The sequence below is a fragment of the Flavobacterium sp. genome (assembly GCF_043773265.1).
GTDB lineage: Bacteria > Bacteroidota > Bacteroidia > Flavobacteriales > Flavobacteriaceae > Flavobacterium.
Map to the genome: position 1 here is coordinate 23,359 of NZ_JAYVFH010000247.1, position 19,475 is coordinate 42,833.

The following is a 19,475-nucleotide window of genomic DNA, read 5'->3' on the forward strand; positions in this document are numbered from 1 at the left end:
TTTAAAACTTCAATTCTATTCAAAATCTTCATAATTACCTTTTCTGAAAATTTCATTATGTTGATATATAAAATTTTCTTTGCCACCAAAAAGGTCATAAATATCATTTCTTAATAACAAAGTTGGTTTTTCAGATAATATTGAATTGTAAGATGAATATTTGTAATCAATATAATTGTCTTTAAATTTATGTTTTACAGGATTAAGATGCGTGTAAACAATAACATTTCTTAAATAATCTTCAGAATTTATTCTTTCTCTTTTGAAACGAACCTTAAATAAACTTCCTTCTCTATTGTATTTTTTATTAATTGCTTTTGTATATGCGTTAAATAAATTTGAAAATGGTTGGTGTATTTTATCTATTGACAATAGCTTTTCAATTTCTTCTTTAGATTTTATTTTTAAAACTAAATGAAAATGATTTTTCATTAAGCAATATGTATAAATTTCAGCTACTGCTGTTAAATGATTTTTAATTAATTTTAAAAAATGTAAATAATTTTCATCTTCAATAAATAGATTTTCTTTATTGTTTCCTCTATTGAAAATGTGGTAAAAACAATCTGGCTCTAAAATGTCTTGTTTTTCCATATTTACTTTATTGGATTTTTTATTAATCCTATTAATAATCAAATGATATTAAACCTCAAAGGTTTTCAAACCTTTGAGGTTTGGTGTTTTATTTTAGTTAATCCTTAAAGGTTTTTGAAACCTTTGAGGTTTGGTGTTTTATTTTAGTTAATCCTCAAAGGTTTTTGAAACCTTTGAGGTTTGTATGTAATTAAACCGTTACTAAACTATTTGGTTCCACTAAAACCGAATTTCCATTAACAAAAACTGTAATTTCTTTATTCCCTTCCAATGAAAATTGCGTTTCTTTATGATTCACCGAAACCTTTAAAATTTGATTTCTAAAATTGATTTTAAAACTATATCCGTTCCATTCTTTTGGGATTTTTGGTTCAAAATGTAAAGCATCATTTTTTACTCTCATTCCGCCAAAACCTTCCACAATACTCATCCAAGTTCCAGCCATAGATGTAATATGACAACCTTCTTCAACTTCTTTATTATAATCGTCTAAATCTAAACGTGATGTACGCAAATAGAACGTATAAGCCATATCGATTTTATCTAATTTGGCAGCTTGTATAGAGTGAACACAAGGTGACAACGAACTTTCGTGAACGGTAAATGGTTCGTAAAAATCGAAATGTTTTTTTAATTGTTCTTTTGTAAAATGATCTTCAAAGAAATAAAATCCTTGTAAAGTATCGGCTTGTTTGATGTATGGCGAACGCAAAACTCGATCCCAAGACCATTTTTGGTTTATTGGACGTTGCGATTTATCTAAATCTTTTACAGGAACTAAATCTTTATCTAAAAATCCATCTTGTTGCAAATAAACATCGTGTTCTTCAGAAAACGGAAAATACATATTGCCCGAAACTTTCTTCCAATCTTGCAATTCAGCATCCGAAAGTTTTACTTTTTCGATAATTCGCTTGTGATCTTGTGGATATTCTAACGAAACTTTCTGAATTTGTTCATGAGTATAATCGATACACCATTTTGCAATATAATTGGTGTAAAAATTATTATTTACATTATTTTCATATTCGTTTGGACCAGTAACTCCTAATATCATATACTGATTTTTGTTGGTTGAAAAACTAGCTCTTTGATGCCAAAAACGAGCAATGGCAATTAAAACTTCTAGTCCTTTTTCGGGAATATAACTGTAATCGCCAGTGTATCTGTGGTAATTGAAAATAGCAAAAGCTATTGCGCCATTTCTATGAATTTCTTCGTGGGTGATTTCCCATTCGTTATGACATTCTTCGCCATTCATTGTTACCATTGGATACAAAGCTGCACCATTTGTAAAACCCAAATTGTCTTTGGCATTTTCAATGGCTTTATCTAATTGATTGTATCGATAGGTCAATAAATTTCGTGCAACTTGTTGGTCTTTTGTCGCCATGTAAAACGGAATGCAATACGCTTCAGTGTCCCAATAAGTCGAGCCACCATATTTTTCGCCAGTAAATCCTTTTGGACCAATATTGAGTCGAGAATCTTTTCCTAAATAGGTTTGGTTTAATTGAAAAATATTAAAACGAATTCCTTGTTGAGCTTTTACATCACCATCAATTGTGATGTCTGACATTTCCCAAATTTTTGCCCAAGCATCAATTTGATTTTCTAAAAGTTGGTTGTAACCTATTGCTAATGCAGCTTTTATTGCATTTTCTGCACCAGTTTGTGTGTTTTGGTGATTTAGTGAAACCGTATATCCAGCAATTTTTTGAATAACAGCTTTTTCTCCTTTTGCAACTTGAACTTCATAAGAGAATTCAACTTTTTCTTTATTGGTTTCTACATTAGAAGGTTTTAAATTCAAATTTACATCGTTTAACAAAATACTATTTTGCATAAATGTAGTGGCAACAAAATGAGTTTTAAAAGTTCTTGCGGTTACAAATGCTTCGTTACCTGAATTTTTTACATCCAATGGTTCCCAAAATTTTTCTTCCCAGTTGGCATCTTCATTAGTAACTCCAGCATCGATATAAGGTTTAAAAACAATTTTTGCATCCTTATTAATAGGAGTAATTTCGTAATTTATTACGCCAAATTCGTCCAAATCTAGAGAAAGAAAACGTTTTACGGTAACTTCAATTTCGGTTCCGTTTTGCAAAGTGGCTTCAAAGGAACGTGTATAAATTCCGCTTTTCATATTCAATTCGCGACGGAAATTATTCACTTCGGTACACATTTTTAAATCTAAATTTTCACCATTTATTTCAATGTCAATTCCAATCCAATTAGGCGCATTGAGAACTTTGGCAAAATATTTAGGATAGCCGTTTTTCCACCAACCGACTTTGGTTTTATCTGGATAATAAATTCCGGCGATGTAACTTCCTTGAAAAGTTTCGCCACTATAGCTTTCTTCAAAGTTGGCACGTTGTCCCATTGCACCGTTTCCGATGCTGAACAAACTTTCGGACGATTTTACTCTCTCGGCATCAAATCCTTCTTCAATGATGGACCAATTGTTTGGTTTTATATAATCTTGGTTCATAATTTTTTGTTTAAAAAAAGTTTCAGGTTTCAGGTTTCAGGTTATGTCAAACTTGAAACCTGAAACTTGAAACAAAAATTAATTGATCAATGCTTCAATAAAAGAAACATCAATAAATGTAAAATCTTTGAAATTGTACTTTGCTTCGTGCAGGATTTTATCATCTCCAATACCTACACTTATCATATTGGCTGTGTTTGCTGCTTGAATTCCGGCAACCGAATCTTCAAAAACTATTGAATTTTCCCAAGTTGCATTTAATAATTTTGCTGCTTGCAAAAATACTTCCGGATCAGGTTTTGCATTAACAACATCGTTTCCATCAACTATGGCATCAAATAAATCTAAAATCCCTGTTTTTTCTAATATTGGTCTTGCGTTTTTACTTGCCGAACCCAAAGCAATCAATTGATTTTTATCTTTTAGATAATGTAAAACAGGCAAAACTCCCGGTAATAATTCAGATTCATCCATGTTTACTAAATAGGATAAATAATCTTCGTTTTTTTGGACGAGCCATTTATTTTTATCTTCTTGCGAAGCGGTAACATTTCCTAATTGAAGGATAATGTCTAGCGAACGAACTCTAGAAACGCCTTTTAATTCTTCGTTGTGTTCGGGTGTAAATTCGATCCCGAGTTCTTGTGCAAGTTTTTGCCACGCCAAAAAATGGTATTTTGCTGTGTCAACAATTACGCCGTCAAGGTCGAATATGAATGCTTTTTTATTCATTAATAATAATTTTCGATTCGTCGTTTATGGTTAAAGCAATAATTCCGGCAAGAATCATAGATGAACCTCCAATTAAAAGCGCATAAATTGGTTCGTTATTGAAATATTTAGAAACTAAAAACCCTAAAATTGAAGCTGCAACTAATTGAGGAATTACAATAAAAAAATTAAATACTCCCATGTAGTAACCCATTTTGCTTGATGGCAAAGAACCAGAAAGCATTGCATATGGAATTGACAATATACTAGCCCAAGCAATACCAACTCCAATCATAGGAAGCCATTCCATTGTAAAAACGGTTGGTTCAGAAATAAAATATACAGAAATTAAACCTAATCCGCCACAAACTAATGCTATGAAATGGGTAAATTTTCTGCTTGTATATTTTGCTAATAAAGGTAAAAGAAAAGCTGCCAAAGCTGCAATTAAATTATAATTTGCAAACATTTCACCAACTTGATTTGCCCCAGTATTGTATGCTTCAGATGTTGTGTCTGTAGTTTTGTAAATGTGTTGTGTTACGGCAAGCGTTGTATAAATCCACATGGAGAAAAGTGCAAACCAAGAAAAGAATTGCACCCATGCGAGTTGTTTCATGATTTTTGGCATAAACTGAAAATCATTCATAATAGTTACAAAACCATTTTCTGTATTATTTGTTTTTTGCATTAAGCCAGAAATCAACATAGCAATTCCGCCAAGCCCAATTAATCCAATTGATAAAACATATAAATCTTTTTTCAAGTCATAATTATAAATGGCAAATGAAAACAATGCACTTATAACCAAAAATAAAATTCCTTTACTTAAATGAGATTTACCATTTGCAATAAACCATTCTTTTGAATGAACTTCTTTTTTAAAAGTTTCTTTGTTTTTTTCAAAAGATTCTAATTCTTCGGGAGAATATTCTTTAGAAGTTATAACTGTCCAAAGTACTGTTAATATAAAAGCAATTCCACCAAAATAGAATGAATATTTTACAGAATTGGGAATAATTCCCAAAGGTGCAGTATTACTTACTCCAAAGTATGTAAAAATTAATGGAAGTTTAGACGCGAAGTAAGCGCCAATTCCTATAAAGAAACTTTGCATTGCAAAACCAGTTGTTCTTTGCTTTTCTGAAAGATTGTCTCCAACAAAAGCTCTAAAAGGTTCCATAGAAACATTTATTGAGGCATCCATAATCCACAACATACCAGCTGCAAACCAAAGCACAGGAGAATTTGGCATTACAAATAATGCAGCCGAAGCTAAAATTGCACCAGCAAGAAAATATGGTTTTCTTCTGCCGAGTTTTGTCCAAGTTCTATCAGAAAAATAGCCGATAATTGGTTGAACAATTAAACCTGTCATTGGTGCGGCAACCCAAAGAATTGGTATGTTGTCAATTTCAGCGCCAAGTGTTTGAAATATCCTACTTACATTAGAATTTTGTAGTGCAAAACCCATTTGTATTCCTAGAAATCCGAAACTCATGTTCCAAATTTGCCAGAAACTTAACTTACGCTTTTCCATTATCGTAATTTATTGATTAATAAAACGATAAGCGCGATGCTTATCAAAACTTATTTTTTTTTTCGAAGTAAAAAGTACAAGCTTTGATTTTGTAAAGATAAAAAAGTTTTTTAAATGCAATATAGTATCAAATACAAATTAGGAATAATGCATTACGAAAACGTTATATGTTAATAAATAGAATAAATTCTACAAAGTAGATTCTCTTTGAACCAATTCGGTTTCTATAACTTCTGTTTTGTACTGTTCTTGATATTCTTCATCCTCTTCTTCTTCAATTTCTAATTTTTCTATTAACATTTTGGCTGCTTTTTCTCCCATTTTAATGCCGTTTTGGCTTACTGTAGAAATTGACGGAGAAGAATATTTAGAAATAATTCCATCTGTAAAACCAATAATTGAAATGTCTTCTGGAACTTTCTTGCCTAATCTAGCGGCAACTTTTATTGCTGTAACTGCAAAAATTTCATTTACTGCAAAAACGGCATCCAAATCATTGTTTTCAATCAGTGTTACAATTTGAGATTCAAAATTATTAGTGTCTTCAATTTTTAAAATTAAATTTTCGTCTACTTTTAAATCATTTGATTTTAATGCTCGGATATAACCTTCTGTTCTTAATTTTCCTACGCTAACATAATCAACTGTTGATATTATAGCAATTTTTTTAAACCCTTTTTCAATTAGAAATTGGGTTGCGTTAAAAGCGGCTAAACTATCGTCAATAATGACTTTGTCACATAAAATATCGTTAGTAACTCTGTCAAACATTACCACTGGCATACCTTGATTTATTACTTCGGAAATATGATGAAAATCTCTTTTTTGTTGGGTTTCTTTAGATAATGACATTATGAATCCGTCAATGCTTCCATTGGCAAGCATTTCCATGTTAATTACTTCTTTATCAAACGATTCGTCAGACAAACAAACAATTACATTATATCCTTTTTCATTAGCAATGCGTTCAACTCCGCTAATAACTGTGGCAAAAAAATGATGAATAATTTCTGGAATAATAATGCAAATAGTTTTTGACTTTCTATTTTTTAAACTCAGAGCAATATTGTTAGGTCTGTAATTGTAAAGTTTGGCAAAAGCTTGTACTTTTTGACGTGTGTCTTCACTTATTTCTAAACTGTTTCTTAAGGATTTTGAAACAGTTGAAATGGACACATCTAATTCTCTTGCAATTTGCTTTAAAGTTACTTTTCTTCTCATGATGCGAATTTGATAAATATTTATTTTTCAATAAAGATATATTTATTTTTTATTACTATCAATTTTACTATTAAAAACATGAAATATTGAGAAAGTTTTCAACACGAAAACGTTTTCGGAGTGTGTTTAACAAGTGTTTATTTGTATATGTTGAAAATTTACATATATTTAACACTCGAAGTTTAAAGTATACGCAAAAACAAAATTATTAACCTAAACAAAATGTATGAAAACAATTTACAAAAAGTTGTTATTTTTAATACTCTTACTGCCTGCTACATTGTTGGCTCAAAGCAGTTTAGAAGGAGTTGTTTTAGATTCTAAATCTAAGCAGCCGCTTCCAGGAGTAAATGTAGTTATTCAAGGTACCGCAACAGGTACATCAACCGATTTCGATGGTAAATTTAAATTGGGAAAAGTTAAAAGTGGAGACAAAATTGTGTTCTCTTTTATTGGTTACAAAGAACAAATTGTTCAATTTAACAATCAAAAATCAATTTCGGTTTCTTTAGAAGAAGAAGCTAATCAATTACAAGAAGTTGTAGTTCAAATTGGTTATGGTTCTGTTAAGAAAAAAGATGCTACAGGTTCGGTTACTACTATAACTTCTAAAGACTTTGTTAAAGGTCCAGTGGTTGCAGTAGACCAAATGATTCAAGGTAAAGTTGCAGGTTTGCAAGTTACAAACGGTGGTGGTTCGCCTGGTGAAGGTGCAACAATAAGAATTAGAGGTGGTTCATCTTTAAGTGCAAATAACGATCCGTTATTTGTAATAGATGGAATTCCAGTTGCAAATGGTGGTATTAATGGAGGAAGAAATCCTTTAGCAACAATTAATCAAAACAATATTGAATCTGTTACTGTTTTAAAAGATGCTTCTGCAACAGCAATATATGGCTCTAGAGCATCCAATGGAGTAATTATTATTACTACAAAAAAAGGTAAGACTGGCGACTTAAAAGTTGAATACAATAGTTATCTTTCTTTAAGTCAAGTAGATAAAAAAGTTGATGCTCTATCGTCGACTCAATTCAGAGATTTTATTACTGCAAATGGTAACGCTTCACAACAAGCTTTAGTTGGTCAAGCTGATACAGATTGGCAAGATGAAATTTATAGAACAGCAATAGGAAACGACCATAATGTTGCGTTATCTGGAGGAGTTGAAAACATAACTTACAGAGCTTCATTAGGTTTAGCTGATTTGAATGGTATTTTAAAAAGAGATAATTTATTTAGATCTACAATTGGTCTTAGTTTAGTAGGAAAATTTCTTGATAATCATTTAAAAGTAGAGCTAAATAATAATAGTTCTTCAATGAGAAATAATTATAGTAATAGAGGTGCAATTGGAGCAGCAGTTTCATTTGATCCTACACAATCTGTTTTTGATTCAAATGGCGATTATTTTCAATGGACAAATAATTTAGCAGGCAGAAATCCGCTTTCGCTTATTAATCAATTTAATAATTATGGAAATTCATTTAGAAGTATTGGAAATGTTCAAACAGAATATAAATTACATTTCTTGCCAGAATTAAAATTAGTTGCTAATCTAGGTTATGATGAATTATCTGGTCGTTCTTATGGAAATACTTCTACTGATTTTGCATTTCCTGGAGCTGGAAATAGATATGATAGTAGAAATACAAGAAAAAATAAATTAATGGATTTGTTTTTTAATTATAATAAAAATATTAATTCTATTAAAACAGTTTTTGATTTAACGGCAGGATATACTTATCAAGATTTTAGAGACGTTACAGAATCATTTAATTATGATGCTGCAAATGATATTCTAATTCCTAATCCAATAATTCCAACAAGAACTAATCTTCAATCTTTCTTTGCTAGAACTAATATAACAATAGCAGATAAATATTTATTAACTTTTTCTTATAGAAGAGATGGTTCTTCTCGTTTTACAGAAGAAAACAGATGGAGTGATTTTCCTGCAGCTGCTTTAGCTTGGAAACTGAATGAGGAAGGATTGTTTAAAAATATTAAAAATCTCTCTAATTTGAAATTGAGATTTGGATGGGGAATTACAGGACAACAAGATATTGGAAGTATTTATCCATCAATACCATTATATTTAGGTGCTGATACAGGAGCTCAGTACCAATTTGGCAATCAATTTTTTATACCATTTAGACCACAATCATATAATAGTAATTTAAAATGGGAAGAAACAGAAACAAGAAATATTGGTCTTGATTTTGGATTTTTCAAAAACAGATTTAATGGTACTATAGATGTTTATGAAAAAAGAACCAAAGATTTGTTAGCATTTATATCAAATCCTCCATTTTTTGGTTTCTCTAATGCCGATTTTTATAATATTGGTAAAATGAGAAATAAAGGTATTGAGTTATCTGCTGAAGTAGTTGCTGTTCAAGGCGAAAATTTAAATTGGAGAATTGGTGGAAATGTAACATTCCAAAACTCAGAGATTGAAGATTTGTTTTTAGATCCTCAATTTTTTCCAGGTATTAATACTGGAGGATATTCAGGTGGAGTTGGAAATACAATTCAAAATCATCAAGTTGGTTATGCTCCAAATTCATTTTATGTTTATGAACAAGCATACGATTTAAACGGAAGTCCAATAGATGGTGTTTTTATTGACAGAAATGGTGATGGTGCTGTAAATGAACAAGATAAATACAGATATAAAAAGCCAGCAGCAGATGTGTTTTATGGTTTCTCAACAAGCTTGAACTATAAAAATTGGGATTTAGCAATGTCATGGAGAGGAAGTTGGGGTAATTATAATTATAATAATGTTGATTCTCAATATGGATGGACAAACCAACTTTTAGTTAGAGATACAGATTTATCAAATGGAGTAACAAATGTTCTTGAAACAGATTTTTCATCAACAGATGTTAAAAGATATGAATCTGATTATTATATTCAAGACGCTTCATTTGTAAGATTAGACAACCTAACTTTAGGTTATAATTTTAAAAACTTCATGAGTTCAAAAACAAATGTAAAAATATCTTTTGCAGGACAAAATTTATTGTTATTTACTAACTATAAAGGTATAGATCCAGAAGTTCAAAATGGTATTGATAGTAATTTATATCCTAGACCAAAAATTTATACATTAGGTTTAAATGTTAATTTTTAAAAAAAAAATAAAAATGAAAAGAATTCAAATTAAATTTTTAAGTATTGCTTCTTTTTTAGTGCTTTTTTTAATGTCTTCCTGTGTGAATGACCTTAAACAAGCACCTGATAATGAAAATTTATTATCAGACGAAGCATTTTTTAGCAATCCTAACTCATATAAACAGTTTTTAGCTAAATTGTATGCAGGATTGGCTACTACAGGACAAAGCGGACCAGCAGGTTCACCAGACATTTCTTTTATTGACGAAGGTTTTAGTCAATATGTAAGAGGTTATTGGAACATGCAAGAGTTAACTACAGACGAAGCTATTATTGCTTGGAATGATGCAACTATTAAAGATTTTCATTATCACACATGGACTTCATTAGACGTGTTTATTACTGCAACTTTCAATAGATTAGCTTATCAAGTTACCAATTGTAATGAGTTTTTACGTCAAACAACTGATGCTAAATTAAGTTCAAGAGGAGTTTCTGATGAGTTAAAAGCAGAAATTAAAACTTACCGAGCTGAAGCAAGATTTTTAAGAGCATTAAGTTATTGGCATATTGTAGATTTATTTGGTGGTGCATCTTTAGTAACAGAAGAATCTCCAACAACATATTTTGTTCCAGCATATGCTACTAGACAAGAACTTTTTAGTTTTGTTGAAGCGGAATTAACTGATTTACATACTGATTTAAAATCTCCAAATACCAATGAACAGTACAGAGTTGATAAAGCTGCTGCTTGGATGTTACAAGGTAAACTATTAATGAATGCCGAGGTTTATGTAGGTACAAATAGATATGCAGATGCACTTACAGCTATTTCTAAAGTTATTAATGAATCAAGTTATTCTATAAATTCTAACTATAGAAATTTATTCATTGCTGATAATGATACCAATGGAGCACAAAATGAATTCATTTTTGCGGTTGCTTTTGATGGTATCAATACAAAAACCTATGGCGGAACAACTTATTTAACTCATGCTCCAGTTGGTGGAAACATGGCCGCAACAGATTTTGGAATTAATGGTGGTTGGGCTGGTTTAAGAACTACATCTGCTTTTGTAAATAAATTTGCAGGAGCAACAGGAGATTCGAGAGCACAATTTCATTCACCTGGACAAACTCTAGAAATTGGAAATGTTGGTTCATTTACAGATGGATATGCTATTAGAAAATGGAAAAATGTTGATGTTAATGGAAATCCAGGTTCAGATGCAACAGGAGATTTTGTAGATACAGATTTTCCAATGTTTCGTTTAGCTGATGCGTATTTAATGTATACAGAATGTGTAGCAAGAGGCGCAGGTGGTTCAATGTCAACAGCTGTTGGTTATGTAAATTCATTAAGAGAAAGAGCATATGGCAATGCTACTGCAAATATCGACAGTGGTGACTTAACATTAGACTTTATTTTAGATGAAAGAGGAAGAGAATTGCATTGGGAAGGACACAGAAGAACAGATTTAATACGTTTTGGTAAATTTACTGGAGGTTCTTATTTATGGCCTTGGAAAGGAAATGTACCTAATGGTGCACCAACAGCTTCTTTTAGAAAATTATTTCCAATTCCATCAAATTCAATTTCATCTAATCCTAACTTACAACAAAACCCAGGTTATTAACTAATAATTATATAAAAAATGAAAAATATATCAAAAACAATTTTAGCTTTATTTGCTGTTTTTACAGTAGCTTGTAGTACAGATGATGTACAAGACAGACCAACGATTCAAGGAATTGACGCACCTGTTTTAAGTGCGCCAGATGATTCAAGTATTTATGTTTTAGCTCCAGAAAACATGACTCAACAAGCTGAAAGATTTGTATGGACATCTGCTAATTATGGTGGTAGTGTTGCTATATCTTATGAAGTTCAAATGGATGTTGCAGACGGAAATTTTGCTACACCAGCAGTTTTAGGTGGTGCAAATAGCGCAAATCAAGTTTCAGTTTCTGTAGAATCAATGAATACAGCTTGTTTAACTCTTGGAGCAACTCCATTTTCAGTTTCAAGCTATGATGTAAGAGTTAAATCTTCAGCAACAGGTTTTGATCCAATGTATTCTGAAAAAATCACGATTACCATCACTCCATACACAACAGAATCTCCAAAAGTATACGCAATTGGTAATTTCTTAAATGCAAGTGGATATGGCGCAGATTGGTCACCAGCATCAACTTTACCTGCATTGGCAGCTTCTGGTTTTGGACTTACAGATTTTGAAGGATATGTTTACATGAATGTTGCAAGTCCAGAATTCAAAATTTTACTAACAAACACAAGTTTTGATGGTGATTATGGTGATGACGGAAGTTTCTCAGGCGCATTATTACAAACAGGAGAATCTAACATTCAATTATCAACTCCTGGATATTATAAAATAACAGCTAACACAACAACTTTGACCTATACAACAACTTTGTCTAGTTGGGCAATTACTGGTTCTGCAACTCCTTTAAATTGGCCAGCTGGTCCTGATGGTACTCCTGGTCAAGATCAAGACATGACTTACAATCCAACAACAAAAAAATGGAGTATATCTATTGCATTAACAGGTGGTAACCAAATTAAATTTAGATCAAACGACAGATGGACTTTAAATTATGGTGATTCAGGTGCAGATGGTTCTCTTAATGAAGGTGGTAGCGATATTAATATTGCAACTTCTGGAAATTACCTTGTAGAGTTAGATTTATCTAATCCAAGAGCATATACTTATACAATAACTGCAAATTAATATTTGTAAAAAATAATAAAAGGACTTTCTCTTTTTGAAAGTCCTTTTTTATAATTTTTAAAGCTATGAAAAAAATCACTTTATTATTTGTTTTATTATTTTCCTTAAGTGTTTTTGCACAACAACAAACAGTTACCTATTCAGTTTCTCCGTCAACTTTCGAAGAAAATCAAGCAATAACCGTTACAATTAATGGCTCAAGTGTTAATGAATCTACATGGGGAATTGTTGGTAACGCACTTTATATTTGGTCATGGTCATTCGATGTAAATGATGCCAATATTCAAGATTGCCCAACTAATGGAACTTGGATAAATTCTAATGAAGCAAATAGATTAACCTATAATTCTGGACCAGATAATTACACAATTACATTTGTTCCACAAACATTTTATTCTAGAACAGGTATCGGAAGAATTGGTTTTTTAATAAAAGCTAAAGATGCAACAGGCGATAAAAAATCACAAGATGTTATTTTAGAAGTTGGATTATTTCAATCAACTTTAACTTCTCCTTTAGTTAACAGTTCTACTATTATTAATTCAGGCGGAAGCATTAATATAGCTGCAACAAACTCTAACGGAAATGCAAGTTATAATTTAAAAGCAAATGGAATAAGTATTAATACAAATGCAAGTACTGCTGCTTATTCTTTTATTCATACAGGAATTACTACAAATCAAGCATATCAACTTGAAGTTACACAAGCAAGTGTAACTCAAATTAAAAAATTCAATGTAATTGTAAATCCAGGAACAGTTACACAAACAATTCCTTCTGGTTTAGAAGATGGAATAAACTATAATACAACTGATGCAACAAAAGCTACCTTAGTTCTTGATGCTCCAGGAAAAGATTTTGTATATGTAGCAGGAAGTTTCAATAACTGGCAACCAAATTCTAGTTATGCAATGAAAAAAGATGCAACAACAGGAAAGTTTTGGTTAGAATTAACAGGATTAGTTTCTGGTCAACAACATTCCTATCAATATTGGGTTGTTGATACTACACCAACTACAAATTCTCCGGCATTAGTTAAAACCGCCGATCCATATTCAACATTAGTTTTATCTCCTTTTGATGATCCATATATTCCAGCAACAACATATCCAAGTTTGCCAGTTTATCCAGTTGGTCAAGAAAGAGAAGTTACTGTTTTACAAACAGGACAAACACCTTATGCTTGGAGTGCAGCTACAACAGGATTTGTAAAACCAAATAAAGATAATTTAGTGGTTTATGAAGTTCTAATAAGAGATTTCGATGCCACCAGAAACTTTCAATCATTAATCAACAGAATCGATTACTTTAAAAATTTGAAAGTAAACGCTATTCAATTAATGCCAGTAATGGAATTTGAAGGAAATGAATCTTGGGGTTACAATACTGCATATCATTTAGCATTAGATAAGTTTTATGGCACTGCTAATAAATTTAAAGAATTTATAGATTTATGTCATCAAAACGGAATTGCAGTAATTCTAGATGTAGCTTTAAATCATTCTTTTGGAAGAAACCCTATGGTAAGAATGTGGATGAAAGATGCCGATGGCGATGGTTGGGGTGATCCTGCTGCCGATAATCCATATTATAATGAGTTTGCAAAACACAGTTATGGTGTTGGAGCTGATTTTAATCATGCTTCTGCATTAACAAAAAATTATACCAAAAGAGTTGTTAAACAATGGATTAACGAGTTTAAAATTGATGGTTTCCGTTGGGATTTAACCAAAGGATTTACTCAAGCATGTTCTTCTGGTGATGACACTTGTACTAATGCTTATCAAGCTGATAGAGTTGCAGTTTTAAAAGAATATGCAGATTATTCTTGGAGTTTGGATACTAACCATTATGTTATTTTTGAACATCTTGGTGCCGATAATGAAGAACAACAATGGGCAAATTATAGAATTGGTGAAACACCAAGTAAAGGAATCATGATGTGGGGTGAAATGACTTCAAAATATGCTGAACTTGCACAAGGAACTTCTGGTGATAAAGACATTACAAGAATGGGACACGTTTCTAGAGGATTTACAGGTAAAAGATTAATTGGATATCCTGAAAGTCATGATAAAGAAAGAATTTTATATTCAGCACTTACCTTCGGAAATGGTTCTGGAGCATTTCCAGTAAACGGAAATCTAACAAATACTATCAAAAGAATGTCAGCAATTGGAGCAGTAAGTTTGCTAATTCCTGGTCCAAAAATGATATGGCATTTTGGTGATTTAGGTCATGCAGGTTCAATATTCACGTGCAATAGTGGTTCTGTAAATACAGATTATGATGTAACTGCAGGCGACTGTAAACTAGACACTAAATTACAACCACAATGGACGAGCAACTGGTTAACAGATGTGTCTAGAAGCGTTGTATACAATAATTGGGCAAAGATGATTGATCTTAAAAAAAACAATGCTGTATTTAATGCCAATTACACAATTAGCGGTCAAGGTGGAGTTAACAATAATGTTAGACAAAGAGTTTATTTATATGGAGCAGCAGCACCATTATCTAATGTTGTCATTCTTGCAAATTTCTCAGTTGCAAATTTAGATATCATTGCAGATTTTCCATTTGCAGGAACTTGGTATAATTTAATGGATAATTCAACAATAAATGTAACAAATACTGCAATGTTAATTAATGTTGACTCAGGTGGTTTTAGAATTTACGGAAATCAACCTGCATTAAGCACTGTAGATTTTAATCCATTATTAGATGTAAGTTTATATCCAAATCCTGCTTCAACTTATTTTTCAATTGATAACTCAAGTTTTACTAAAGTTCAAATATTTTCTATTACGGGACAACTAGTTAAAACATTTGAAAGTCAAGTAGAAAACAATCAATATCCAATTTACGATTTGAATCAAGGTATTTATTTAATAAAAGTTTCAGATGATAACAATCATCAAAAAACAATGAAATTAATAAAACAATAAAGAGTTCGAGTTAGTTAAAATAGATTTCTAAAAGACTTTTCATTTATTTGAAAAGTTTTTTTTTGGAAGAACATTATAGAAACAAAAAATCCGAATATTTCTATTCGGATTTTTTTGTGGTACCTCCAGGGATCGAACCAGGGACACATGGATTTTCAGTCCATTGCTCTACCATCTGAGCTAAGGTACCTTTCTTTTAAGAGGTGCAAATATAGAATGAATTTTAATTTATACAAAACAATTTTTAAAAAAAATCTATTTGTAACTTTGCCTTTCAAAAAATATAAATATGCTTCTAGCCATCGATGTAGGTAACACCAAAATCAAATTAGCTGTATTTGAACACAATACGTTGTTGCAAAAAGAAATAGCAGCAAGTTCTGATTGGAAAAATGCAGTTGATTGTATTGTAAAAAACTTCCCAAATATTAAAAATTGTGTAATTGCATCTGTTTCAAAACTCAATAAAGAAGACTTTATTGAAGAAATTGTAGGTATTAAAGTCTTTTTTATTACAAGAGAAACTAAATTTCCTTTTCAAAACAAGTATGCAACGCCAAATAGTTTAGGAATAGATAGAATGGTTTTAGCTTGTGGTGCAGTTTTACAATTTCCAAAAAAAAATCGACTAGTTATAGATGCAGGAACTTGTATAACTTATGATTTTATCGATGAAAAAGATAATTATTTAGGCGGAGCAATATCGCCAGGAATTAGATTAAGATATGAATCATTACACAATTATACAGCAAAGTTACCATTGCTAAACAAAGAGATTCCAGAAAACATTATTGGAAATTCTACAATACAATCTATTCATTCGGGAATTGTAAATGGTGTTTCAATGGAAATAGATGGTTTTATTAACTCCAAATTACATGAAAATGATAACTTTATCATAATTTTAACTGGTGGCGATGCAGAATTTTTGGCTAAACGATTAAAAAATACCATATTTGCCAATTCAAATTTTCTTTTAGAAAGTTTAAATCAAACATATCAATACAATCACAATGATTAAAAATTTTATTTTAAGCATAAGCTTATTTTTATCTTTAGTTTCTTTAGCACAAGAAGGTACATCTTCTCCTTATTCTTTTTATGGTATTGGTGATGTTCGTTTTAGAGGTTCAATAGAAAACCGTTCAATGGGTGGAATATCAATAATTCCAGACAGTATTCATATTAATTTGCAAAATCCTGCCTATTTATCGGGATTAAAATTAACAACTTTTGCATTAGCTGGAACTTTTACACCAACCAAACTAAAAACTTATACTCAAAAAGAAAAATCTCAAAGAACAACTCTAGATTATTTGGCTGTTGGATTGCCTTCAAAGAAATTTGGATTTGGATTTGGTTTAATTCCTTATTCTTCGGTTGGATATAAAATTCAAAGTTTTGCAACAGCAGATGATCCAACAACTAAAAAATTTAATGGAACCGGAGGAATTAACAAAGCATTTGTTGGTGTTGGATATCAATTTTCTAAAAATTTTAGTTTTGGAGCTGATTTTCAATACAATTTTGGAAATATAGAAACTTCAAGTATTGCGTTTATTGATGGAGTACAATTTGGCTCAAGAGAAAAAAATATTTCAGAAGTTTCTGGAGTTAATATCAATACTGGACTTGCTTATCAATCTAAACTAAATAAAAAACTAACACTTTTTAGTTCTTTAACCTATTCTCCTCAATCTAATTTGAATTTAAATAACGAAAGAAAAATTGCAACAGTTCAATTCTTGTCAACTGGCGGAGAATTTGTTGTTGATGAAGAAGAAGTCGTTGTTGCCGATTCTAAATTAAAATTACCTTCTAAATTGGCTTTTGGTGCTGCAATTGGAGAAGTAAGAAAATGGACTGTTGGAGCAGAAATTACCTTGCAAGGAACAAGCGATTTAGGCAATAGATTTAATGATATTAATAATGCAACTTATGAAAATTCTGTTAGATATAGTTTAGGTGGATATTACATTCCTAAATATTCATCTTATACAAGTTATTTAAAAAAAGTTACCTATCGTGGTGGTTTTAGATATGAAAACACAGGATTACTTGTTTATGGTCAGCCAATTAAAGATTATGCAATGTCTTTAGGACTAGGGTTACCTTTAGGAGGAACTTTTTCTAACATTAATTTAGGTTTTGAATTAGGAAAAAGAGGAACAACAAATGCAGGTTTAATAGAAGAAAATTATGCCAACATAAGCATTGGAATTTCATTTAATGATGAATGGTTTAAGAAACGTAAAATAAACTAATTTGGTTAAATCATGAAGACAGTTATATTAATTTTACTTGTTTTTTCTAGTGAAATTCTTTTTTCACAAGAAATTAATTGTGCAGAAAAACTAAAACAACTATCTTCTAATATTTCTAATAAAGAGTATAAGCAGGCAAACGAAATTTTATCTCAAATAAAACTTAAATGTGCTTCAAATTCAGAAGATATTTATCTTTTGGGAATAGAAGTTCTTCAAAACAATATAGAATTTGCTGCAAGCGATAAAAAAGAAAATGAAATTAGAGAGCTAATCAAATTTTATGATTTATACGATAAAAATTTTCCATTAAATAATAACGGAAATTTAATTAGTAAAGCAATGCTTCTTTATGAAAATAACATTGTAAAAGATGATGAAGCTTACCTCAGTTTTGACAAAGCATTCGCAAAAGACAAATTTCAATATAAAAACCCAAACGCTTTATTTACTTACTTTAAACTATTTAAAGAAAAATATAACGACAAGAAAAACAGTATTTCCTTTGACAATTTATTAAATAGATACAGTCAAGTAATTGAAGTTATTGAAAAAAACAGCGTTGACTTTCCAGAAAAAAAAGTTGAATTTGACAATGCAATTCTAGCAGTAAATTCATTAGTAAAAGATGATTTTAATAAAGAAAATATCATTTCTTATTCTGAAAATAATTTTGAATCTAATAAAGAAAATCCATTATGGCTATCGTCAACAGCAACTTTGCTTTCAGAAATAGCACCCAATTCAAAAATATTTGGAACAATTGCTAATAAATCACACACATTAAATCCTACTTCAAAATCGGCATATCATATAGCGAATTATAATTTAAAAAACAGGAACAGAGAAAAAGCATTAGAATATCTTTCTTTATCTGCAACATTGGCAACTGATAAATTAGAAAAAGCATCTATTTATTATACACTAGCAACTATTCTTGCTCAAGATAATAAAGCAAAATCTAAAGAAATGCTTCAATTGGCAATGCAAAACAATCCTGCTAATGGTGAATATGATATGTTTTTAGTAAATTTATATTCAAATTCTAATGAATGTGCAACTACAGAAATCGAAAAAAAAGCTATAAAACGACTTGTTTATTTAACAGCACAAAAAGCAGCATTAAAAGAGCCAAAATATAAAGCTACAGAATCTATTTTTGAAAAAGAAACTCAAAAAAACGCACCTACAAAAGAAGAATTAAATTCTTTGAAAAAATTTAATAACAAGGTTTTAATCAATTGTTGGATAAATGAAACAGTACAGTTTTAAAGCGATTCTTTCAATAAAAAAACTTTTTTTTGCATCAGCAATTATCTATTCATTGCTTGTAATGACTTCATGCGAAAGTAATTTTAAAGAAGTTCAAAAATCTAATTTTGCCGAATTTGCACCAAGCGGAGAAGCTGATTCTATTAATTTAAAATATACAGATTCAGGACGAATTAAATCAATCTTAATAAGCCCAAAAATGCTAGATTATGCAACTGTTGCGTTTCCTTTTACCGAATTTCCTGTTGGAATAAAAGTTACAATGTATGACGAAAATGGAAAAAAAACATTTGTAACATCAAAATATGCAGTATCATTTAAAAACACAGATTTAATTGATTTGCAAGGAAGTGTAAAAATAACAAACGAAACTGGACAAATATTTGAAACAGAACAATTGTATTTTGACCAAAAAAACGAATGGTTTTATACCGAAAAAAGATTTAAATTTACTGATCCAAAAGGATTCACTTATGGCGAAGGAGTAGATTTTAGTAAAGACTTTAAAATAATAAATTCGCAAAGAATAACTGGCGAAGTAGAAAGCTCAAAATAATT

At 30.6% G+C, this 19,475-nt stretch carries 13 protein-coding genes and 1 tRNA gene; 8 read left to right on the top strand and 6 right to left on the bottom strand.

The window, feature by feature from the left end:
• Window positions 1-15: 15 nt before the first annotated feature.
• The 5 genes from ACH2BO_RS13290 to ACH2BO_RS13310 all read right to left on the bottom strand — a co-directional run bounded on the left by ACH2BO_RS13290 (window position 16) and on the right by ACH2BO_RS13310 (window position 6,563).
• Window positions 16-594, bottom strand: coding sequence for a transposase (locus ACH2BO_RS13290; RefSeq protein ID WP_395045217.1), 579 nt, complete (start codon window positions 592-594; stop codon window positions 16-18).
• Between the two features lie 190 nt (window positions 595-784).
• Window positions 785-3,091 (bottom strand): glycoside hydrolase family 65 protein, encoded by a 2,307-nt coding sequence (locus ACH2BO_RS13295; protein WP_395045218.1) that lies wholly within the window; start codon window positions 3,089-3,091, stop codon window positions 785-787.
• A gap of 78 nt (window positions 3,092-3,169) precedes the next feature.
• Entirely contained in the window at window positions 3,170-3,823 is a 654-nt protein-coding gene (pgmB, locus tag ACH2BO_RS13300; RefSeq protein ID WP_395045219.1) for a beta-phosphoglucomutase, read from the bottom strand.
• Window positions 3,816-5,342, bottom strand: coding sequence for an MFS transporter (locus ACH2BO_RS13305; protein ID WP_395045220.1), 1,527 nt, complete (start codon window positions 5,340-5,342; stop codon window positions 3,816-3,818). Before ACH2BO_RS13305 ends, pgmB begins: the two co-directional genes overlap by 8 nt.
• Window positions 5,343-5,531: 189 nt before the next feature.
• Window positions 5,532-6,563, bottom strand: a complete 1,032-nt coding sequence (locus ACH2BO_RS13310) for a LacI family DNA-binding transcriptional regulator (RefSeq protein ID WP_395045221.1) — start codon at window positions 6,561-6,563, stop codon at window positions 5,532-5,534.
• Between the two features lie 226 nt (window positions 6,564-6,789).
• Here ACH2BO_RS13310 and ACH2BO_RS13315 point away from each other — a divergent pair, with 226 nt between their 5' ends.
• From ACH2BO_RS13315 to ACH2BO_RS13330, 4 genes are all read left to right on the top strand, one after another.
• The gene (locus ACH2BO_RS13315) at window positions 6,790-9,699 is read left to right on the top strand and encodes a SusC/RagA family TonB-linked outer membrane protein (protein ID WP_395045222.1); all 2,910 of its coding nucleotides are present in this window, start codon (window positions 6,790-6,792) and stop codon (window positions 9,697-9,699) included.
• 13 nt (window positions 9,700-9,712) lie between these two features.
• The gene (locus ACH2BO_RS13320; RefSeq protein WP_395045223.1) at window positions 9,713-11,317 is read left to right on the top strand and encodes a RagB/SusD family nutrient uptake outer membrane protein; all 1,605 of its coding nucleotides are present in this window, start codon (window positions 9,713-9,715) and stop codon (window positions 11,315-11,317) included.
• Between the two features lie 18 nt (window positions 11,318-11,335).
• Window positions 11,336-12,433, top strand: a complete 1,098-nt coding sequence (locus ACH2BO_RS13325; RefSeq protein ID WP_395045224.1) for a SusE domain-containing protein — start codon at window positions 11,336-11,338, stop codon at window positions 12,431-12,433.
• Window positions 12,434-12,498: 65 nt separating this feature from the next.
• The gene (locus ACH2BO_RS13330) at window positions 12,499-15,381 is read left to right on the top strand and encodes an alpha-amylase family glycosyl hydrolase (protein ID WP_395045225.1); all 2,883 of its coding nucleotides are present in this window, start codon (window positions 12,499-12,501) and stop codon (window positions 15,379-15,381) included.
• 117 nt (window positions 15,382-15,498) lie between these two features.
• Here ACH2BO_RS13330 and ACH2BO_RS13335 read toward each other — a convergent pair.
• Window positions 15,499-15,571 (bottom strand) — tRNA-Phe (locus ACH2BO_RS13335).
• Window positions 15,572-15,670: 99 nt separating this feature from the next.
• On the opposite strand from ACH2BO_RS13335, the gene ACH2BO_RS13340 reads away from it, so the two are divergent.
• Genes ACH2BO_RS13340 through lptC form a run of 4 tightly spaced genes read left to right on the top strand, consistent with a single transcriptional unit; the run spans window position 15,671 to window position 19,473 of the window.
• The gene (locus tag ACH2BO_RS13340) at window positions 15,671-16,402 is read left to right on the top strand and encodes a type III pantothenate kinase (protein WP_395045226.1); all 732 of its coding nucleotides are present in this window, start codon (window positions 15,671-15,673) and stop codon (window positions 16,400-16,402) included.
• Complete coding sequence (locus ACH2BO_RS13345) at window positions 16,395-17,645, top strand: hypothetical protein (RefSeq protein WP_395045227.1); 1,251 nt, start codon at window positions 16,395-16,397, stop codon at window positions 17,643-17,645. Before ACH2BO_RS13340 ends, ACH2BO_RS13345 begins: the two co-directional genes overlap by 8 nt.
• A 12-nt stretch (window positions 17,646-17,657) precedes the next feature.
• Window positions 17,658-18,917: a hypothetical protein gene (locus ACH2BO_RS13350; protein ID WP_395045229.1), complete on the top strand. Its 1,260-nt coding sequence runs from the start codon at window positions 17,658-17,660 to the stop codon at window positions 18,915-18,917.
• On the top strand, window positions 18,898-19,473 hold the full coding sequence (gene lptC, locus ACH2BO_RS13355; protein ID WP_395045230.1) for an LPS export ABC transporter periplasmic protein LptC: 576 nt from the start codon (window positions 18,898-18,900) through the stop codon (window positions 19,471-19,473). Before ACH2BO_RS13350 ends, lptC begins: the two co-directional genes overlap by 20 nt.
• Window positions 19,474-19,475: the final 2 nt, after the last annotated feature.

Coding starts and splice junctions, on each gene's coding strand:
- ACH2BO_RS13350 (WP_395045229.1), top strand. CDS start 17,658: ATGAAGACAGTTATATTAATTTTACTTGTTTTTTCTAGTGAAATTCTT.
- ACH2BO_RS13315 (WP_395045222.1), top strand. CDS start 6,790: ATGAAAACAATTTACAAAAAGTTGTTATTTTTAATACTCTTACTGCCT.
- lptC (WP_395045230.1), top strand. CDS start 18,898: ATGAAACAGTACAGTTTTAAAGCGATTCTTTCAATAAAAAAACTTTTT.
- ACH2BO_RS13330 (WP_395045225.1), top strand. CDS start 12,499: ATGAAAAAAATCACTTTATTATTTGTTTTATTATTTTCCTTAAGTGTT.
- ACH2BO_RS13310 (WP_395045221.1), bottom strand. CDS start 6,563: ATGAGAAGAAAAGTAACTTTAAAGCAAATTGCAAGAGAATTAGATGTG.
- ACH2BO_RS13325 (WP_395045224.1), top strand. CDS start 11,336: ATGAAAAATATATCAAAAACAATTTTAGCTTTATTTGCTGTTTTTACA.
- ACH2BO_RS13340 (WP_395045226.1), top strand. CDS start 15,671: ATGCTTCTAGCCATCGATGTAGGTAACACCAAAATCAAATTAGCTGTA.
- ACH2BO_RS13290 (WP_395045217.1), bottom strand. CDS start 594: ATGGAAAAACAAGACATTTTAGAGCCAGATTGTTTTTACCACATTTTC.
- ACH2BO_RS13295 (WP_395045218.1), bottom strand. CDS start 3,091: ATGAACCAAGATTATATAAAACCAAACAATTGGTCCATCATTGAAGAA.
- ACH2BO_RS13305 (WP_395045220.1), bottom strand. CDS start 5,342: ATGGAAAAGCGTAAGTTAAGTTTCTGGCAAATTTGGAACATGAGTTTC.
- pgmB (WP_395045219.1), bottom strand. CDS start 3,823: ATGAATAAAAAAGCATTCATATTCGACCTTGACGGCGTAATTGTTGAC.
- ACH2BO_RS13320 (WP_395045223.1), top strand. CDS start 9,713: ATGAAAAGAATTCAAATTAAATTTTTAAGTATTGCTTCTTTTTTAGTG.
- ACH2BO_RS13345 (WP_395045227.1), top strand. CDS start 16,395: ATGATTAAAAATTTTATTTTAAGCATAAGCTTATTTTTATCTTTAGTT.